At 51.4% G+C, this 818-nt stretch carries 1 tRNA gene and 2 rRNA genes; all 3 read left to right on the top strand.

Going from position 1 to position 818, the window contains the following annotated elements:
* Window positions 1-282, top strand: a 16S ribosomal RNA gene (locus tag E2L00_RS21345); the annotation flags it as partial.
* A gap of 86 nt (window positions 283-368) precedes the next feature.
* Window positions 369-444: transfer RNA gene (locus E2L00_RS21350), tRNA-Glu, on the top strand.
* A 219-nt stretch (window positions 445-663) separates the two neighbouring features.
* A 23S ribosomal RNA gene (locus tag E2L00_RS21355) occupies window positions 664-818 on the top strand; the annotation flags it as partial.

Below are 818 nucleotides of genomic sequence, written 5' to 3' on the forward strand. Positions count from 1 at the left end.
ACCTCGCGAGAGCAAGCGGACCTCATAAAGTGCGTCGTAGTCCGGATCGGAGTCTGCAACTCGACTCCGTGAAGTCGGAATCGCTAGTAATCGTGGATCAGAATGCCACGGTGAATACGTTCCCGGGCCTTGTACACACCGCCCGTCACACCATGGGAGTGGGTTGCAAAAGAAGTAGGTAGCTTAACCTCCGGGAGGGCGCTTACCACTTTGTGATTCATGACTGGGGTGAAGTCGTAACAAGGTAACCGTAGGGGAACCTGCGGTTGGATCACCTCCTTACCTTAAAGATACGAACCCGCGCAGTGCCCACACAGATTGTCTGATAGATGTAAAGAAGCAAGGCGTCTTGCGATTGAGACTTCAGTGTCCCCTTCGTCTAGAGGCCCAGGACACCGCCCTTTCACGGCGGTAACAGGGGTTCGAATCCCCTAGGGGACGCCACTTGCTGGTATGTGAGTGAAAGTTGCGTGCCGATATATCTCAAAACTGATTCTCAGGAATCACGTTTGAGATATGTGCTCTTTAAAAATCCGGAACAAGCTGAAAATTGAAACGACACGCCGTTTCCTTTCTCCGTAATAAGAAAGGAARAKRCGGTGTGTCAGAGTCTCTCAAATTTTCGCAACGCGAACKGTCTTACGAGACATCTTCGGGTTGTGAGGTTAAGCGACCAAGCGTACACGGTGGATGCCCTGGCAGTCAGAGGCGATGAAGGACGTGCTAATCTGCGATAAGCGCCGGTAAGGTGATATGAACCGTTATAACCGGCGATTTCCGAATGGGGAAACCCAGTGCAATCCGTTGCACTATCGTTA

The organism is Cedecea colo, from assembly GCF_011808225.1.
In the GTDB taxonomy this organism is placed as follows: domain Bacteria; phylum Pseudomonadota; class Gammaproteobacteria; order Enterobacterales; family Enterobacteriaceae; genus Dryocola; species Dryocola colo.